Here is an 18,502-nt window from a genome sequence, read left to right as displayed (position 1 = left end):
TTACAATCCATTAATGGTTGTTTTGTCGATTTGGATACCAGGGCCCATTGTGCTTGCAAGTGAAATAGTTTTCACGTACGTACCTTTTGCAGACGAAGGTTTCAATTTCAACAAAGTTTGAATCAATTCGGTGGCATTTTCTGCCAATTTCTCAGGCGAGAATGAAACTTTACCGATAGAAGCGTGAATGATACCAGTTTTGTCAACTTTGAAGTCGATTTTACCAGCTTTCACTTCTTTTACCGCAGTTGCAACATCCAAAGTAACTGTACCTGACTTAGGGTTTGGCATCAATCCACGAGGTCCGAGGATTTTACCCAATTTACCTAATTTCGCCATTACAGTTGGCATTGTGATGATTACATCAATGTCAGTCCAACCTTGCTCGATTTTTTGGATGTATTCGTCCAAACCTACGTGGTCAGCACCTGCTGCTTTCGCATCTGCTTCTTTGTCTGGAGTACAAAGTACCAAAACACGAACAGTTTTACCTGTTCCGTGAGGTAATGCAACCACACCACGAACCATTTGGTCAGCTTTACGAGGGTCAACACCGAGACGAACGTGTAAGTCCACCGATGAGTCGAATTTTGTGTAAGAAACTTCTTTCAAAACACCAGCCGCTTCTGTAAGCGAGTAGGCTTTGTCAGCGTCAAACTTAGCATTCGCCTCTTTTCTTTTTTTTGTTAATTTTGCCATTGGCTTAATTTGGTTTTAGCGTTAGAATCTAATCGAAAAAGATTTATTTCTAACTCCCAGTGAATAAATAGTTGTCGCAGAAGCGACATTCGCCGAAGCGAGACTTTCTGAAAATGAATTTTAGATTAGAATGATAAACATTCTTAATTCTCAATTCTTAATTAGAAAGGTGCGTTGCCTGTGATGGTGATACCCATGTTTTGAGCAGTACCGGCAATCATCTTCATTGCTGAATCAACAGTAAAGCAATTTAAGTCAGGCATTTTGGTTTCAGCGATAGTTTTCACTTGGTCCCATGTAACTGTTCCAACTTTCTTACGGTTTGGTTCAGCAGAGCCTGTCTTTACTTTAGATGCTTCCAACAACATGATAGCAGCGGGAGGAGTTTTGAGAGCAAATTCAAACGATTTGTCAGTAAAGTAAGTGATTACTACTGGCACAACCATACCCATTTTGTCTTGAGTACGAGCGTTGAATTGCTTACAAAATTCCATGATGTTCAAGCCTTTTGAACCTAACGCCGGACCAATTGGTGGAGCTGGGTTTGCTTGACCGCCTTTTACCTGAAGTTTCACATAACCTGCGATGTCTTTCGCCATTGTCTTTCAGATTTAATAAAGGAATGTTGTTAAATAAGAATCTGGCTTCAACGAAAAAGGTAACATTCTCTTGCGTATCGACCATTTAAAAAATTCGCTATTAGTCAGGGGAAGCGACGGCACGAATGACGTCAAGACTAATAGCAGAATTTCGACCGAAAACAACGGATGTTTGCACATCTATCGAAAATCGGAGTGCAAAGGTAGAAGTTTGTGTTTAAATATGCAAAGCTTTGATGGAAAATGTTTTAGCTTTTCTTTGCGGTGGGGTTCGACAGCGTTCACCAACTGAAATATTCAAAGTCGTTTCCTGAGCAGGGTCGAAGGCAACGATTTTGAGTCAGTTCTCAAAAAACCAAAATATCTTCAATTTCTTCGTGCATGATAAGCAAATTTAGGTCAGCATCGTAATCAGCACTAAAAGCAAAGGTTTTGTTTTGGAGTAAGTATTGATAAATAAACCAGTCGGTTTTAGGAGTTGGCACATCAAGTACTTGCTCGAACGCAATCCATTCTAAATCACCCTCGTTGCACGGTGGTGGCGGAATAAAATCAATTTCGGCCAGATAGACGTAGCTTGTCCAATTATATTTAGTGGGAGAACTTTCGGTGAGCATTCCGCAAAACTTCATTTTCTCTACTTTTATACCCGTTTCTTCGTAAGTTTCTCGCAAAGCCGCTTTGTATGGACTTTCATACGGGTCAAGTTTTCCTCCTACGGGTGTATATGTATCTTTATTGGGCTCTTTTAGTCGTTTGAGCAACAAAAAATTATTGCCATTTTTTAGTACACAAATTACAGCCGTGCGTTTTAAGCCTTCGGGAACTATCATATTTTTTAAATCTAAAACTGTTGCTTACCTTTGAAATGGCAAATTTACAGATTAAATTAAAAGAAATGTCGAAAGAAGAACGTATCGAGCAGTTAGAAGCCTACAAACTCAAGGAAAGATTTACCTTAGATGATTGGGAAGACCGAGAAGTAGAAATGCCAATTCCCGAAATAGTTGAGCTGATGCGATTGGAAGTAATAAAGTTTACTAATTTCCTGATTTCCCAACTCAAAGCCAATGTAAGTAATTTACAAACCCAAACGCAACTCTATTTCAATGCGTGGGATAACGAATTTTATGACCAAGACCAAACCGAATTTATTGTAGAAGTTGAATACGAAGCCATGAGAATTGCGGGCGTTGATGGCGATAAAATGATGATTTAGAAATATTTACAGGAATCTGATGGAAGATAATAACCTTCAAAGGCTCTCTCGGCTAACTGCCATTCTGACGACTCTACAAACCAAACGTTTGATAACAGCAACTGAGTTATCACGAAAATTTGGGGTGAGCGTTCGTACAATTTACCGAGATATTCGAGCTTTGGAGGCTTCGGGCGTTCCGATTTTTACCGAAGAAGGCAAAGGTTATTCGCTCGTGGAAGGCTACCGTTTACCGCCCATTTCTTTTTCTGAAAGCGAAGCTAACGCCTTGATAACGGCCGAACATTTGGTTTTAAACAATCATGATAAGTCTTTTATTGAAAATTATTCGAGTGCCGTTGCCAAAATTAAAGCCATTCTGCGATACGATACCAAAGACAAAGTAGAATTACTTTCGAATCGGGTGTATGTCTGGCAAAGTCCGACCGAACAAGCCAAAAGTCAGCACCTCGCTACGCTGCAACTTGCTCTTACGCACTTCAATTTGGTCAAGATTACCTATCAGACTGTGAATAATGAAGAAACAACGCAACGAATTGTTGAACCTTTTGCCACGTATTGCCTTGGAAAAGACAACTGGTTGTTGCTTGCATGGTGTCGACTGCGTAAAGATTTTAGGAGTTTTAGAATTGATAAAATACTCCAACTTGAGGTGCTAAATGAGAAGTTTCAGCCTCATCCGATGACCCTTGATGAATATTATGAAAAATTTGTTCAACCACAAATCAACCTCTGACATAGGGCTGTCATAGACCACTCCGACCTTTGTATCATTCTTTTAAATCTAAACTTTTTTAATCATGGAGAATGTACAAGAATTAGCAGTAGTAACTACCTCAGAAGCACTTTTAGAACATTGGCAAGGACACCGCCGATTGACAAGAAAAGTAATTGAATCCTTTCCTGAAAAAGAACTTTTCGACTTTTCTGTTGGTGGAATGCGTCCGTTTGCATTTCTTGCGATGGAAATCATAGACCTTACCGAACACGGTATTAAAGGTCTTGCAACTGGAATTTATCCCAATGTAAACGAGCTTCCGCATCATGGAAACAATCCAGCTTTAATCCCTACCACAAAAGCCAATTTTTTAACAAAATGGGATGACGTAACTGAGGTTTTGAACGAATATTGGAAACAAATTCCAGAAGAGCATTTTCAGGAAATAAATGTTGCTTTTGGAGCTTATGAAAACAAAAATATTGATACAATTCTATATTTTATAGATAACGAAATCCATCACCGAGCTCAAGGAACAGTCTATTTACGTGCTCTGGGAATTGAACCTCCAATGTTTTGGGATAGGAGTTGAAAGAAGGGGGTACAAAATCAAACAGAGGAATACTTTCAAAGTATTCCTCTGTTTGATTTCAATTTATTTATCTAAGGTAGCTCAGTCTGCTCCACATCAATTTCCCCCTGCCAATCATACATTGGGTTTTGAGTGGGGTCCCAATTCGGATAAATCAAGAAGTGTTTTTCTTGAATTTTATTCATCAAAACCTTTCGTAATTCGCCTAAGTTTTCTTTGTGTTCGGCCGAAATAAACACAACATTTTCGGTGTTTTTCTTGAGATAGCTACTTTTTAGTTTGTCAAGGTTTCTCTGTAAATCATCTTCGGTGATGGTTTCGAGATGTTCATCGAGGTTTTCTTCCGATTCAGGTTTAAAGAGGTCGAGTTTATTGAAAACCAGCACCATTGATTTTTCTGATGCCCCGATTTCGGATAAAGTCACATTTACCACTTCAATCTGCTCTTCAAACGATGAATGCGAAATATCGACCACATGAACCAAAATATCTGCTTCACGGATTTCGTCCAAAGTTGATTTAAATGATTCGATCAATTGCGTTGGGAGTTTTCGGATAAAACCAACGGTATCAGTCAGTAAAAATGGAATATTTCCTAAAACAACCTTTCTTACGGTCGAGTCGATGGTGGCGAAGAGTTTATTTTCAGCAAAGACATCGGTTTTTGCCAATCGACGCATCAAAGTCGATTTCCCAACGTTCGTATAGCCTACTAATGCCACACGCACGAGCTGATTACGTTCTTTTCTGCGTGTAAAACTCTGTTTATCAATCTTTTCGAGTTTATCTTTCAAAAACGCAATGCGGTCTTTTACGATACGTTTATCAGTTTCCAATTCCTTTTCACCAGGCCCACGCATACCGATACCACCCTTTTGGCGGCTAAGGTGCGACCACATACGGGTAAGGCGAGGCAACATATATTGGTACTGTGCCAATTCGACTTGGCGTTTTGCTTGGTCGGTTTGGGCTCGCTGCGAAAATATATTCAGAATCAACAAACTGCGGTCAAGAATTTTGATTTCAGGAAATGTTGATTCAAGATTTCTTACTTGCGGAGCCGTGAGATCATCGTCGAAGATGATGCTATCGACTGGATTTTCAATCAACCAAATTTTTATTTCTTCTAATTTACCTTTCCCCACAAAGGTCTTGGAATCAGCACGTTCGAGGCGTTGCGTAAAAACTCGTTTGGTGATTACGCCAGCCGTGGTTGCTAAAAAATCTAATTCATCGAGATATTCTTTGGTTCGTTCGGCATTTTGCTTTTGCGTAATGAGACCAACCAAAATTGCAGTTTCTTGCTGCTTTGCTGTAGAAAAAACGGGTGATTTGAACAATTGACTAAAAAATTTATTACCTTAAAATAACTGTATTTGGCAACCAAAAGTTTCTTCTGTCTGATTACCATATCACTAAATATAATAAAAATTATTGAGAGATCCAAATTTCTGACAAATAAGAGCTTTCTATTTTGAGTTTGGTCAAAAAAAATTATTGAGCGGTATAGTGATAAAAAACTTTTTTTGAGTTTAATTTGTTGATTATAAGTTGTTTGTGGAATATATGTACCGTTTAATCAGTTTTTAAGAAAAGTTTGGCACGTTTTTAGTTTATAAAAAAGTATTACCGCAAAAATGCTATTGAACGGTCATAAAGACTTATAACCCATAAAGAAATCGGAATTTTAAAGTCCAAAAACAGAAAATATTTGTGATTTAATGAAGCAAATAAAGCAAATTTTCTGACAAAGGAAAGTTAAAAGGAGGCATCTTAGATACCTATTTTAGATAAGAAAAGTAAAACAATATTTTTTTTATTCTAAAAATATTTAACTTTGCTTTGGGAAGTTACCCGAAATGGGAATTCCAAGCCGAGAATTTTCAAGAAAGTTCTCATTTTGAAGTCGAATCCAATTATAGAGCTTATACATGGATTATTAGGAAAGCACGTAAGTCGGAATCCCTGCCACTATTTTTGAGGTAGGGATTTTTTTTATTTGTAACTTTGTCAGAAATTAGCTGTTAGCGTTTAGCTATTGGCTTTCGATTCAGAAAGATTAAAACAGTATTTAGAATAGTATTAGAAAAGCTAAGAGCTAATTGCTAATAGCTAAAAGCTTTAGAAAAAATGGCAGAAAAAGCAGCAAAAAAAGTAGATGTAACGAATAAAAAAGCAAGTTTTGAATTTTTCTTTTTGGAGAAATATTCGGCGGGAATGGTTTTGACTGGTACGGAAATAAAATCTATTCGATTGAATAAATTTAGTATGGTCGATGCCTATTGTTTTTTTATCAATAATGAACTTTACGTCAAAAACCTCAATATATCAAAATATGAACAAGGAACACACTACAACCACGAACCACTCCGTGATAGAAAACTTTTGTTGAAGAAAAAAGAATTAAAGAAATTGGCTAATAAATTGACAGATAAAGGTTTAACGATAATTCCGACAAGACTTTTTATCAATGATGGTGGTTTGGCAAAGTTGGATATTGCATTAGCAAAAGGTAAAAAACTGTACGATAAGCGAGATAGCATTAAAGAGCGAGACGTTTCTCGTGAACGTATGCGTGAAGACTAATTTAATGGAGAATTGAGAATGGATAATGCTGCAATACAAAAACTTATTTTATCTCATACAAAATAAAAACGGTGAATATTTCTGAAATATTCACCGTTTTTGTTTTACAAAACTATTGTTGATTTAAAGGTTAAATGAATTGGTTTAATTCGCTGATAATCAGCATTATCCATTCTCAATTATCCATTATTCATTGTGATTCAGTACTTACTTAACTTTATCAGGATTCAATAAATCGTAGAATTGGTCAATTTTTGGCATTAATATAATGCGAGTACGACGATTTTTTGCACGGTTTTCAGAAGTATCGTTAGTAGTAAGGGCATTAAATTCACCTCTACCTGCTGCAATCAACTTATTAGGGTCAATGCCGAAGTTTTGTTGTAATGTACGCACCACTGATGTAGCACGTTTCACGCTCAAATCCCAGTTGTCGTCAAGGCAGTCGGTTTTGATAGCTACATTATCAGTATAACCTTCAACCATCACCTCTAAATCTGGTCTTGATTTTACGATTTGAGCAATTTTGTTCAACACCGCATTGGCATTTGGTGAAATTTTTGAGCTTCCTGTGCTAAACAACATTTTATCTGAGATATTAATCATCACCACAGTTTTATCAACTTTTACTTCTACATCTTGGTCGTCAAGCCCTTGATTCAATACGCTTTTCAAATTAACCGCCAAAGCTAAATTGATAGAATCTGTTTTTGTACGAGCCGCCTGAATTAAATTGATATATTTGTCTTTAGTAGCCAGTTGTGATAAAGTTTTGTCGATATTATCATTGGCAGCTTTCGATAACACGGTTAAGTTACCAACTTGCTCCACTTGTTTATCACGCAATTTTCTTAAATCAGCAACTTGGTCTTTCAAGTCGTTGATTTGCTGGTCACGCTGTTGAACTGTTGCAAGAGTTGCGTTTTTCTGAGCTTCGCTTTCTTGCTGTAATTTGCTCATACGCTCAAGTTTATCTTTGTAATCTTGTACTGAATCTCCGCATTTGACTAAATCAGCCTGGGCCTTATCGTACTGAGATTGTAAAGCAGTAAGCTTTTTTTTCGCAACGCACGATGTCAGAGATAATCCTACAAATAAAACGAGTACTGGTTTTAATGACATTTTCATGTTTGAATATTATTTATAATTTGGTTTGAGCTGTAATTAAAAGACAAATTTCTACTGTAAAATTGATAAAATAAAATATTTTAAAAAAAGATTCTTATAATTTATCGACGATTTCAATATTAAACATGACGTAAGCAGTTTTTGAGTATTTTTAGACTTTCTATAAAAGTAGTTAACAATATATACGTAAAAATTTTAAAGAAAAGTGGAAGAAATATTATGCCAGCCCTCAGAATGGGTATTTTTGGGGAATTTTTTAATAAAGTGCGTGTAAAATATTAGACATTCTTGAAAAACATCAAAAACTTCATTTAATTTGTTTAAATTCTTTATTTGTAAAATTCAACCATAAGAACGTAGTCATGCTAAAAGCACTTAAATTAGATACAACAGCAGAAAAAAACATCAAGACTTGGCTCAAAGGCAAATACGATGCCGAAACCAAAGCAAGTATTCAACAACTCATTGATGATGAGAATGCCACTCAGCTAACCGATTCTTTTTATAAAAATTTAGAATTCGGTACTGGGGGTATGCGTGGCGAGATAGGTGTTGGGTCTAATCGTATGAATAAATATACGGTTGGTGCAGCCACACAAGGTTTGGCAAATTATCTGAATAAGACTTTTGCTGGACAAGAAATTAAAGTAGCAATTGCTCACGATAGCCGTAATTTTTCACCCGAATTTGCTCGTGTTGCGGCTGATATTCTTTCGGCCAATGGCATTACTGTTTATTTGTACAAAGAGCTTCGTCCTACACCACAGCTTTCGTTTACTGTGCGTCAGCTGGGTTGCCAAAGTGGTATTGTTATTACGGCATCGCACAACCCACGTGAATATAACGGCTATAAAGTTTATTGGGTAGATGGCTCGCAGGTAGTTGCTCCGCACGATAAAAATATAGTAGCTGAAGTAAACGCCATTACTAATGTTAAGGACATTAAGTTTAGAGGTGTAAAAAAACGCATCAAGATGATTGGCGAAGTGCTTGATAAGGCCTATTTGAAAGCTGTAAAAAGTATCTGCGTAAATCCGAGAATGATTAAAAAACAATCAGACCTTAATATTGTATTTTCATCAATTCACGGAACGGGTATCACTATGGTTCCAAAAGCTTTAGCTCAACTGGGTTTCACGAATGTAAACATCGTAGAAGAGCAAGCTACACCTGATGGAAACTTCCCGACGGTGGTTTATCCAAATCCAGAAGAGCAAGAAGCTATGAGTTTGGCATTGAAAAAAGCCAAAGAAATCAATGCTGATTTAGTAATAGCAACTGACCCTGATGCCGATCGTGTAGGCATGGCCGTTAAAGATCCGAAAGGCGAGTGGCAATTATTAAATGGAAATCAAGCAGCAAGTTTGATTATCTACTATTTGTTGAAAGCATGGAAAAAAGCCAAAAAATTAACTGGTAACGAATTTGTAGCGAAAACAATCGTAACAACCGATTTGATTGACGAAATGGCAGCCAAAGCGGGTGTAAATTGTTATAATACACTTACAGGTTTCAAATATATTGCTCAAGTAATTAGAGAAATGGAAGGTAAACAAACCTTTATTGGCGGTGGAGAAGAAAGCTACGGTTATTTGATTGGCGATAAAGTGCGTGATAAAGATGCAATTGCAAGTTGTGCCATGATTGCCGAACTAACAGCGTTTGCCAAAAATGAAGGCCTTTCATTGTTTGACTTCTTAGCTGAAATGTACCAAAAGAATGGTTTCTACTACGAAGGACTTATTTCTTTAACTAAAAAAGGCAAAACTGGAGCTGAAGAAATCCAACAAATGATGCTTGATTTTAGAGCAAAACCACCAAAATCATTGGCAGGTTCGAAAGTTATCCGTATGGATGATTACAAATCGCTTATCACAAAAGATTTAAAAACAGGTGAAGAAAAAACTATACCAGCAGGCGAATTGGGTATCGAATCATCAAACGTACTTCAATTCTTTACGGCAGATGGTACTAAATTTACCTGTCGCCCATCAGGAACTGAACCAAAAATTAAGTTTTATGTGGGAGTAAGAGCCAAATTGAAGAAAAAAGACGAGTTTGATGCTACTTTAGAGACCCTAAAAGAAAAAGTGAAGTCTATTCAAGTAGAGTTAAATTTAAACTGATATTAAAAAATAATAAGACCTGTAAGGAAGAAAAACTTACAGGTTTTTTTCTATTTAATCAAATGCAAAAGTTTCACCTCGCCCAAGTAAATATCTCAAAATTACTGGAGCCGATTGATAGTCCGTTATTGGCTGATTTCGTTGCACAGCTCGACGAGATAAATGCACTTGCCGAACAAAGCAAAGGTTTCGTATGGCGGCTCAAAGGAGAAAACGAAAACGCAACAGCCCTTAGAGTTTTTGAAGATGATATGATTATCATCAATATGTCAGTTTGGGAAAGTATCGAAGACCTAAAAGAATTTGCGTTTAAAACGGCTCATGCTCAAGTAATGCGAGGGCGTAATAAATGGTTTGCTAAACCCTCCGAAGCAATGCTTGCTTTGTGGTGGATTCCAGAAAGCTATATGCCAACACCCAAAGATGCTAAAGAAAGATTAGAGAGTATCAATAAAAATGGTGCAACTCCTTTTTCATTCACATTTAAAGATGTATTTTTACCCACTGTTTAATCCAATTTGTCAATACCGCCATAAATGTCAAGATTTTGCTTCATAATTGCTTTATTATGCGTTTTAGCAAGTCCTGAGATTTACAGTCAAGATTCCACATTTTTTAATACTACTCTTAAAACTATCATTAGTGAAGTTGAGATAGCAGGAAGAATCAAGCCAATTTCAAACACGTATAGCATTGGTTACGAAGATAATGCCATAGAAGTGAGGTTGACTACACAGCCACAGGTTTCAGATGTATCGTATAGATATAGAATCGTAGAAAATAGTTTTGAGGGAGACAAAACATATCCTTGGATAACTACAAAAAGCAATGAAATTAGAGTAGATTCGCTAAGTCCTGCCATATACAGATTTGAAATCATCGCAACATCTACCATTAATCATCAATCAAGTAAGCCAATATTCGTAGAATTCAAGATTGAGTATCCGTGGTGGCGTTCGTGGTGGTTTTGGGGAGCTTGTTTTGTGACACTCTTTGGCTTGTTTTATGGTCGTGAGCGTTTCTTGAAGTTTTGGGCTGATGAAGAGCAACGCCATTATAAGCAAGTAACCGAGCTTGAACTAAGGACTTTGCAATTGCAAATGAACCCACACTTTGTATTCAATGCACTGAACGCCGTACAGAGTTTTATCCTGACCCGTGATAGTATTTCAGCTAATAACTATCTATCAAAATTTGCTAATCTCATACGCTTGTTCTTAGACTCATCAAGAAGCAAATACATTACACTTTCGGACGAGATAAAATTGCTGAGCCTATACGTTGAAATGGAGAAACTCAGATTTGATAATAAATTTGATTACCATTTTGATATTTCGCCCGATGTCAATCAATTTGTTGATATTCCGACGATGATTTTACAGCCTTTCATCGAAAATGCAATCAACCATGGTCTTCGATATAAAGAAACAAAGGGGAATTTATACATAAATTTTTATAATCAAGGCAAATTTTTAGTTTGTAGAATAGAAGATGATGGTGTGGGACGGGAGCGAGCTAAACAGATACAAGCTAAATCTCGAAAAGGGTATCAATCACAGGGCTTAAAGATAACCGAAGAGCGTCTCCGAACATTTAATATGATTGCTGATTCTGATATTCGTTTCTCTATAGCCGACCGAATTACTTCAACAAATGATGCAAATATTGACGTTGGCACTTTAATCGAAATAAAATTCCCAAAATTTGGTTAATACCCAATGATTTTATTCTTTTGCAAAACATAACCTTATCTCACATCTTACTTTTGCTATTAAACTTTTACTCAACAAAACCCGACAAAACAAATTGAAGCATTAAATAGTTGATTAGTAGTAACTTATGTCAAATTAGAAATAGAGCTATTCTGATGTAAGAAGATATTTTTCTTAGCTTGGTGTTTTAAAATACGTTTTTTAAAAGTCAGATTGGTTAAAATCAAGATTTGCATAATGTATAAGGCTATAATAGTTGATGACGAAAATCGTAGTGTCGAAACCTTGAAGATAATTCTTCAACAGTTTTGTTCAAATGAAGTCGAGATAGTAGGTACTGCTAATTCGATTCAAGAAGCATATACACTTATTCATGCGGTTTCACCTGATATTGTTTTTCTTGATGTAGAGATGCCACATGGCAGTGGGTTCGACCTACTGGAGAGAATACCCAAACCTAATTTTGAAGTAATCTTCACAACAGGCTTTGACCGCTATGCCGTAACAGCTATTAAATTTAGTGCATTAGATTATTTATTGAAACCTATCAATATAGAAGAGGTAAAAGAAGCGGTATCGAAAGCCAAAAAACGTATTGAAGGAAAGCACACGCAAAATAACCTTGAACATCTAATCAATAACTTACGCCACCCAAGAGATAAAACCAATAAAATTCCGATTTCAGTAGTCAATGGATTTCAATTTGTGCCGGTCAATACAATAGTATATTGCGAAGCCGATGATGATTATACCTACATTCACCTAACCGATAGCCAAAAACTTACCGTATCTAAAAATATTAAGGAATTTGAAGATATTTTGGCTAATTATGATTTCTTCCGAATTCACCATTCATTTTTAGTTAATCGAGATTACATAAAGAAATATGTAAAAGGAGAGGGAGGAACCATCCTCACCGAACAAGGTAATGAGCTTCCAGTTTCTCGCCGACGTAAACAAGAGTTTTTAGAATGGCTCAATAATTTTTGATAAGTTTTTGATGAAATAAAAATGTGACCGTTTAATCATTTTAGTAAATGTTCATGAAAAAGTTAAAAAAAATATAAAAATTGTGCCAAATTTGGAATTCCCTATCAAAAAAGCTACCGTTTAAAAATAAAACCGCCACTTACCGATTTTTAGCCGCCACTTACCGATTTGTAGTTGTACCGTTCAATTATGGAACATAAATTGCTCTCATTATTTCAATAGCATATTTAAGCTTTCCTTTATAAATCGTATGAATAAACTGCTTTACTCAACTCCGATGAGCCTGGAAGGTTTTACGGTAGTTCAAAATGTGGTTAGCCAACCCACTGGAACAAACTTGGCGATGAGAGTTGCGGGCAAACGCAACATGATTCAACTTGGTGACATTTTGTATCTGAAAAGTGCAAAAAACTACACTATCTTTAAATTAAAAGATGGTAGAGAAATTATCAGTTCAAAAACGCTTAGGATTTTTGAAGAAGAGCTTCTTGAAATCTCTAATTTCGTAAGACCTCACCGCTCTTACATTATCAATCTCGAATATGTAGATGATTTGTATTTTAATTGCAGAGGCGGTGAAGTGTTGATTCATGATCAAAAGATATTTATTTCTCGCAGAAAAGCGGCTGATTTCCGTCGTAGTTATCGTAGATTTCTACGTAACACAGGACAAAACGTTTCTTCTACGATTAAATTGAAGACTACGATCCGAGTTTCTTAATAGTACTCGTGGTTAATTTTTACTTTTTGGGTTACGAGGAATAAAGTGCTGGTTTAATCTGGCACTTTATTTTGTTTTACAGAGGGCCTGTACCAAAGGCCTGACCGATTTTCTGCATTTTTTCTCTTTTGACATTCTGTCCAGTGTTGTTTCAGATTCTTTATTTACGCTAAAATATCTTTTACAGGTGAGTACATGAAGATTCGTGCCATAAATGCCCGCAGTTTTGTACCACTATTATTAGATATAAAAAGCAAACATTATAAAGATTATTATGGAAAAAACACTAACATTCAATCATGTTAGCTATTTGTGGGATGAGACAAAAGCCGCTGAATTAGCTCAAAACGAAGTAGATTTATTTATTTATCGCTCAAATCTGCTTGGTGCTGATTTACGCCTTACAAATTATGCTGGAGGAAATACTTCGTGTAAAATTACTGAAACTGACCCCATTACGGGCGAATCTGCCGAAGTAATGTGGGTAAAAGGCTCAGGCGGTGATATTGGAACCTTAACTAAAAAAGGTTGTGCAAACCTCTATGTTAATAAACTTCACGCTTTAAAGAAAAGATATCGAGGTTTGGCATTTGAAGACGAAATGGTGGCTCTTTTCGACCACTGTTTGTTCGATCCTAAATGTGCTGCACCTTCGATTGACACGCCACTTCACGGGCTTCTTCCTTTCAAACACATCGACCACCTTCATCCTGATGCACTCATTGCGATTGCCGCAAGCAAAGATGGCGAAGCTATTATGAAAGAAATCTGGGGCGATACGATGGCGTGGCTGCCGTGGCAAAAACCAGGTTTCGATTTGGGACTTCAATTATCAAAAACTGTTGAAGAAAATCCGAATCTTCGTGGGGTAATCTTGGGTGGACACGGATTGTTTACTTGGGGCGATACTTCGTATGATTCTTATATGAATACACTCGAAGTTATCGAAATGGCTTCTGAATATTTGGAGGCTAATTATGGGAAAAAAAGCCCAGTTTTTGGTGGAGCAAAAGTAGAATCAAAGCCAGCCGAAGAGCGTAAATTGGCCGCTGCCGTAATCATGCCTACGTTGCGTGGTTTGGCTTCGAGTTATCGCCTGATGGTGGGTCATTTTACTGACGATGCTCGTGTGTTAGAATATGTCAACTCAAATGATTTAGAGCGTTTGGCACAAAAAGGTACGAGTTGTCCTGACCACTTCTTGCGTACAAAAATTCGCCCGATGGTGCTGACTGGCACTTCAAAAGAATCAATCGAAGCTCAGTTCGAGGCTTACCGTGCCGATTATACGGCTTATTATGAGCGTTGTAAACATAATAACAGCCCTGCCATTCGTGATTCTAACCCAGTCGTGATTCTATATCCGCAAGTGGGCATGTTTACTTTTGCCAAAGACAAACAAACTGCTCGTGTGGCGGCCGAATTTTACACAAATGCCATTAATGTAATGAAAGGTGCTGAGGCAGTTTCAGAATATGTAGGCTTAGATGAACAAGAAGCTTTTAATATCGAATATTGGTTACTGGAAGAAGCAAAATTGCAGCGGATGCCAAAACCAAAGCCATTATCGGGTAAAGTGGCTTTCGTTACGGGTGGAACTGGCGGTATTGGTAAAGCAATTTGCGAAGAATTATTGAAAGAGGGTGCATGTGTTGTAGCCGCTGACCGTAATTTGTTGAGCGAAACACAAGCTGAGTTGCGTCAGAAATTTGGTAAAGATTCGGCTATTACGACCAATATTGATGTAACGAGTTCGGAGGGTATTGCTGAGTCATTGCGAAATGCTGTTTTGCAGTTTGGAGGTGTTGACATTATCGTAAACTGTGCTGGTCTTTCGATTTCAAAACCACTCGAAGACCATACAATTGCCGACTGGGATTTATTGCAGGATGTATTGGTAAAAGGGCAGTTTTTGGTGTCGCAGGAGGCAGTCAGAATTATGCGTCAGCAGGCAACAGGTGGCGATATTGTGAATATTGCAAGCAAAAATGCCCTTTTTGCGGGGCCAAATAATGTTGGCTATGGCACAGCTAAAGCTGCTCAAGCTCACATGACTCGCCTCATGGCTGCCGAATTGGGTAAAGATAAAATCAGAGTAAATACTGTAAATCCAGATGCTGTTTTGCGTGGAAGTAAGATTTGGGAAGGTGAATGGGCCGAAGGCCGAGCAAAAGCTTACGGTATAAAAGTAGAAGATTTACCAAAAATGTATGCGTCACGTACGCTTCTGAACGAAGAAATTCTGACCGAAGATATTGCCAAAGCCGTAAAGGTATTTGTTGATGGAAGTTTATCAAAATCAACTGGAAATATTCTGAACGTTGATGGTGGTGTGGCAGTGGCATTTGTAAGATAAAAGAAAGGTTAAGTGGGTCGGAGAAATTTAGCCGACATAGGTGAGAGCAGAATGAGTGAATTGCTTAATTCACTCATTTTTATATTTAACCCAAATGAGTTTGTGAGATGAATAATTAGTACATTTACCTAACGATTATTCGAAAACGATAGGCTTTTGGAAATACTTGATGGAGACAAGTTTGCATCAAAATATTACGAAGGTTTCCCCAATAACTACATTAAAAAAATGTATAAACTACAATTCAACCCCAACGACAAGACACCCAAATATAAGCAAATTGTACAGTCAATAGTTGCTGATATTGAGCGGGCGGTTTTGAAAAAAGATGAACAGCTACCATCTATTAGTGAATTAAGTGAAGAGTACTACTTAGCCCGTGATACTGTTGAGAAGGCATATCGTGAACTAAAAGAGCGTGGTTTTATATCATCGGTGCAAGGAAAGGGTTTTTATGTAAACCGAACCGACAATAATAAGATGCGTATCTTGTTGGTTTTCAATAAGTTAAGTTCTTATAAAAAGCTGATTTATTATGCTTTCTTGAAAGTTTTGGGTAATAAAGCTAATGTTGATTTGCAGATTCATCATTATGATGCTCGAATTTTTGCCGAAATCATAGCTAATAATCTCGGAAAGTATAATTATTACGTAGTTATGCCACATTTTTTTCCAGAAAATGACAAGTCTCTGGCCTTAAAAACGCTGGAAAAAATTCCTTCGGAAGAACTCATTTTGCTTGATAAAGATTTACCCGAATATACAAAACCATGTTTGAGTGTTTATCAAGATTTTGAGAAAGATATTTTTGATGCCCTCGACGAACTACATGATTTACTCGAAAAGTATAGCCGAATGGTGCTGGTTTTTCCGAGCGATGGAAATTATCCGAGTGATATTGTGCGGGGTTTTCGTCAGTTTTGTGTAAATTTCGGACGTGAATTTCAGATTAAAGAAAATGCACTCGACGAAGTATTACATACAGGAACGGCTTACTTGGTTGTAGAGGAAACCGATTTGGCCGAATTGGTAAAGAAAACCCGTCAGTCAGACTTAAAACTGGGTGAAGATATTGGTATCATTTCGTTCAACGAAACCACATTAAAAGAGTTATTAGAAATCACGGTAATTACGACTGATTTCGAAACGATGGGCCGAACCGCCGCTGCTCTTTTGCTTGATAAAAAGCAAATAAAGATAAAAAACCCTTTCTACACGATTCGTAGAAAGAGTTTATAATGGATGTGTGTTTTAAGTATTTTTCCTATTATATGAACTAAATTTACTACCAACTTTTCAGACTTAATTAGCCAGTAATTCATCCAATTTAGTCTGATACTCCTTAAATTTATCAAGACCTTGATGATGCCCTCCCTGCAATGTAGTGAGGGTTTTGTCAAGGTTTCTGTTTGTAGTAGCCAAAAGTTTGATACTTTGTTTATAAGGTATAATTTCGTCGTCAGTGCCATGAAAAACGTGCATTTCGCTACGAACATTCGTGAGCCATTCGTAGGCATTCAGCTTAAATTCGGAAACATATTTAAACGGAAAAATCGGGAAACGACTAAAAGCTACATCTGGCAGACTATAATAAGGGGTTTCGAGAATTAGTTTCTTGACAGCATTTGTTGAGGCAACTTTGATAGCAGCACCGCATCCCAACGAACGGCCGTAAAGTACGATTTTGTCAGGATTATATCGGCGGCTTAAATCATCGAAAACGTATTGGGCATCGAATAAGAAATTTTGTTCGTCTAAGCGACCGTTGCTTTTGCCAAAACCTCGGTAGTCATACATCACAACATCGTAGCCACGTTTCGTAAATTCGGAAGCATATTCGCCCCAACGAGCCAAATTGTCGGCATTGCCGTGATAATAGAGCACTACTCCTTTTGATATACTATCTTCAGAAGGAAATCTAAGGGCATTGAGTTTTACTTCGGGGGCTACTACTACATAAAACTCTTCGGCTTTCGGGAATTCATAGAGGTAATCTTTTGCCAGTTTTTTAGGGTGTAGAATAATAAATCGCTGAAAAAGCACTAATCCTGCAATCAGAACAACGTAAAGCGTAAGGGCAATTTGAAGGTATTTTAATTTGAACACGGGTTGAATTTAATGGATAATAGTGAAAAAATTACGATTTACGAATTACGATTGACGAATAGTTTGCAGATTTTTTTATTCGTAATTCGTCAATCAAAAAAGGTGTTTATCAAATATCAAGTCGAATCTATCAAGTAAGATTTCTTCGAGATGTTTATGATATTCGGGAAACGATGGTAAATTATTATGTCCACCACCGTAAATGGGTACTAAACGGGTTTTCTGCGGGGCAAGTTTTGCCAACTTCACACTCGAACGAAACGGTATCAAAAAATCTTTTGTGCCATGAATGATGTAAATCGGACATTTCACAAACTTGATATATTTATCGGTTCTAATTGAAAACCGCAAAAGCATCGAAACAGGCAAAAATGGCAAAAAACGATTCGTTAATTGTGAAAAACTATAATACGGAGCATCGAGAATTAAAGTTTTTGGGTGATTTTTTGAGGCCAGTTTACAAGCAAAACCCGAACCCAACGAGCGTCCGTAAATCACAATGTTTTTTTCGTCGTAACCTTTAGCGAGCATCTTATGATAAACCACTTGTGAGTCTTCGTACATTCGTTCTTCGTGCCGTTTACCCGTACTTTTTCCGAAGCCTCGGTAATCTATCATCAACACATCATAATCATGCGAAATGAAATCTTTGGCATATTTTGCCCAGCCTTTAATGCTGCGAGTGTTTCCATGAAAATAAATAACGAGTCCACGGGTTTCTTCGCCTACATCATAAAAAAGCAGTCCGTTGATTCTGGCTCCGTCGGGCATATCAAAGAAAAGTTCTTCAAAATGATCGTCGTATCGAAACTCAAAATCTTGCGATAACTTTTCAGGCTTAAAAATAAAGTATTCCTGCACTTTGTAGGCCACTATACAAATAATGACATACAAAACTATTACTAAAACAATGATTTCGGTAACAGACATAGAGGCATCGTTTTTAAAAC

The 18,502-nt window shown here is 37.1% G+C and carries 18 protein-coding genes; 11 read left to right on the top strand and 7 right to left on the bottom strand.

All coding sequences use genetic code 11. From position 1 onward, the window contains the following. The 3 genes from rplA to ABR854_RS03155 form a co-directional block, all read right to left on the bottom strand. Complete coding sequence (rplA, locus tag ABR854_RS03165; RefSeq protein WP_350263900.1) at positions 1–699, bottom strand: 50S ribosomal protein L1; 699 nt, start codon at positions 697–699, stop codon at positions 1–3. 161 nt (positions 700–860) lie between these two features. Then, positions 861–1,298 (bottom strand): 50S ribosomal protein L11, encoded by a 438-nt coding sequence (gene rplK / locus ABR854_RS03160; protein ID WP_350263899.1) that lies wholly within the window; start codon positions 1,296–1,298, stop codon positions 861–863. A gap of 347 nt (positions 1,299–1,645) precedes the next feature. Next, positions 1,646–2,131, bottom strand: a complete 486-nt coding sequence (locus ABR854_RS03155; RefSeq protein ID WP_350263898.1) for an NUDIX hydrolase — start codon at positions 2,129–2,131, stop codon at positions 1,646–1,648. A 35-nt stretch (positions 2,132–2,166) separates the two neighbouring features. Here ABR854_RS03155 and ABR854_RS03150 point away from each other — a divergent pair, with 35 nt between their 5' ends. The 3 genes from ABR854_RS03150 to ABR854_RS03140 all read left to right on the top strand — a co-directional run bounded on the left by ABR854_RS03150 (position 2,167) and on the right by ABR854_RS03140 (position 3,827). Further along, positions 2,167–2,517 carry a hypothetical protein gene (locus tag ABR854_RS03150; protein ID WP_350263897.1) on the top strand — a complete coding sequence of 117 codons (351 nt, stop codon included), beginning with the start codon at positions 2,167–2,169 and terminating at the stop codon, positions 2,515–2,517. Between the two features lie 19 nt (positions 2,518–2,536). Further along, positions 2,537–3,253 (top strand): helix-turn-helix transcriptional regulator, encoded by a 717-nt coding sequence (locus tag ABR854_RS03145; RefSeq protein ID WP_350263896.1) that lies wholly within the window; start codon positions 2,537–2,539, stop codon positions 3,251–3,253. 64 nt (positions 3,254–3,317) lie between these two features. Further along, on the top strand, positions 3,318–3,827 hold the full coding sequence (locus tag ABR854_RS03140) for a DinB family protein (protein WP_350263895.1): 510 nt from the start codon (positions 3,318–3,320) through the stop codon (positions 3,825–3,827). A gap of 71 nt (positions 3,828–3,898) precedes the next feature. Here the strand turns inward: ABR854_RS03140 and hflX are convergent, their stop codons facing one another. Beyond that, positions 3,899–5,167 (bottom strand): GTPase HflX, encoded by a 1,269-nt coding sequence (gene hflX, locus ABR854_RS03135; protein ID WP_350263894.1) that lies wholly within the window; start codon positions 5,165–5,167, stop codon positions 3,899–3,901. 790 nt (positions 5,168–5,957) lie between these two features. On the opposite strand from hflX, the gene smpB reads away from it, so the two are divergent. After that, on the top strand, positions 5,958–6,413 hold the full coding sequence (gene smpB / locus ABR854_RS03130) for an SsrA-binding protein SmpB (RefSeq protein ID WP_350263893.1): 456 nt from the start codon (positions 5,958–5,960) through the stop codon (positions 6,411–6,413). 207 nt (positions 6,414–6,620) lie between these two features. Here smpB and ABR854_RS03125 read toward each other — a convergent pair whose 3' ends face one another. Beyond that, positions 6,621–7,541, bottom strand: a complete 921-nt coding sequence (locus ABR854_RS03125) for an OmpA family protein (protein ID WP_350263892.1) — start codon at positions 7,539–7,541, stop codon at positions 6,621–6,623. A 362-nt stretch (positions 7,542–7,903) separates the two neighbouring features. On the opposite strand from ABR854_RS03125, the gene ABR854_RS03120 reads away from it, so the two are divergent. From ABR854_RS03120 to ABR854_RS03090, 7 genes are all read left to right on the top strand, one after another. Next, positions 7,904–9,667, top strand: coding sequence for a phospho-sugar mutase (locus ABR854_RS03120; protein WP_350263891.1), 1,764 nt, complete (start codon positions 7,904–7,906; stop codon positions 9,665–9,667). 62 nt (positions 9,668–9,729) lie between these two features. Continuing rightward, a complete protein-coding gene (locus tag ABR854_RS03115; protein WP_350263890.1) occupies positions 9,730–10,179 on the top strand; it encodes a DUF3291 domain-containing protein in 450 nt (149 codons plus the stop codon). Positions 10,180–10,203: 24 nt separating this feature from the next. Then, positions 10,204–11,379: a sensor histidine kinase gene (locus ABR854_RS03110; protein WP_350263889.1), complete on the top strand. Its 1,176-nt coding sequence runs from the start codon at positions 10,204–10,206 to the stop codon at positions 11,377–11,379. Between the two features lie 237 nt (positions 11,380–11,616). Next, positions 11,617–12,369, top strand: a complete 753-nt coding sequence (locus tag ABR854_RS03105) for a LytR/AlgR family response regulator transcription factor (protein WP_350263888.1) — start codon at positions 11,617–11,619, stop codon at positions 12,367–12,369. Between the two features lie 250 nt (positions 12,370–12,619). Then, the gene (locus tag ABR854_RS03100; RefSeq protein WP_350263887.1) at positions 12,620–13,090 is read left to right on the top strand and encodes a LytR/AlgR family response regulator transcription factor; all 471 of its coding nucleotides are present in this window, start codon (positions 12,620–12,622) and stop codon (positions 13,088–13,090) included. A gap of 274 nt (positions 13,091–13,364) precedes the next feature. After that, positions 13,365–15,446 (top strand): bifunctional aldolase/short-chain dehydrogenase, encoded by a 2,082-nt coding sequence (locus ABR854_RS03095; RefSeq protein ID WP_350263886.1) that lies wholly within the window; start codon positions 13,365–13,367, stop codon positions 15,444–15,446. Between the two features lie 228 nt (positions 15,447–15,674). Further along, on the top strand, positions 15,675–16,685 hold the full coding sequence (locus ABR854_RS03090; RefSeq protein ID WP_350263885.1) for a GntR family transcriptional regulator: 1,011 nt from the start codon (positions 15,675–15,677) through the stop codon (positions 16,683–16,685). 63 nt (positions 16,686–16,748) lie between these two features. On the opposite strand, the gene ABR854_RS03085 is transcribed toward ABR854_RS03090, so the two are convergent. Further along, complete coding sequence (locus tag ABR854_RS03085; protein WP_350263884.1) at positions 16,749–17,552, bottom strand: alpha/beta hydrolase; 804 nt, start codon at positions 17,550–17,552, stop codon at positions 16,749–16,751. 93 nt (positions 17,553–17,645) lie between these two features. Then, positions 17,646–18,482 (bottom strand): alpha/beta hydrolase, encoded by an 837-nt coding sequence (locus ABR854_RS03080; protein WP_350263883.1) that lies wholly within the window; start codon positions 18,480–18,482, stop codon positions 17,646–17,648. Positions 18,483–18,502: the final 20 nt, after the last annotated feature.

Origin of the sequence: Emticicia sp. W12TSBA100-4 (assembly GCF_040253585.1) — a bacterium.
In the GTDB taxonomy this organism is placed as follows: Bacteria; Bacteroidota; Bacteroidia; order Cytophagales; family Spirosomataceae; genus Emticicia.
This window is presented reverse-complemented; position numbering and strand designations above follow the sequence as displayed.